1 pseudogene is annotated in these 434 nt (G+C 54.4%); it reads left to right on the forward strand.

Annotated features, from left to right (window positions below):
• Positions 1–434: pseudogene (locus WCE05_RS26100) on the forward strand (flagellar hook-associated protein FlgK); the annotation flags it as partial.

Below are 434 nucleotides of genomic sequence, written 5' to 3' on the forward strand. Positions count from 1 at the left end.
AACGCGGCCCAGGCGGCGTTAAATACGGCAAGTAATAATATCTCCAGCTATAACGTTGCCGGATATCCCCGCCAAACCACTATTATGGCGCAGGCCACTAGCACGTTGGGCGCTGGCGGCTGGGTTGGCAATGGCGTCTACGTTTCTGGTGTGCAGCGTGAGTATGATGCGTTTATTACCAACCAGTTACGTGCTGCGCAGACGCACTGTAGCGGCCTGACTGCCCGCTATGAGCAGATGTCGAAAATCGACAATATGCTCTCCACCAGGACCTCTTCGCTGGCAACACAGATGCAGGATTTCTTCACCAGCCTGCAAACGCTGGTGAGTAACGCGGAAGACCCGGCAGCGCGCCAGGCGCTGATTGGGAAATCAGAAGGGTTGGTGAATCAGTTTAAAACCACCGATCAATATCTGCGCGACCAGGACAAACA

Origin of the sequence: Pseudomonas sp. I2, assembly GCF_040984075.1 — a bacterium.
GTDB classification, from domain to species: domain Bacteria; phylum Pseudomonadota; class Gammaproteobacteria; order Pseudomonadales; family Pseudomonadaceae; genus Aquipseudomonas; species Aquipseudomonas guariconensis_B.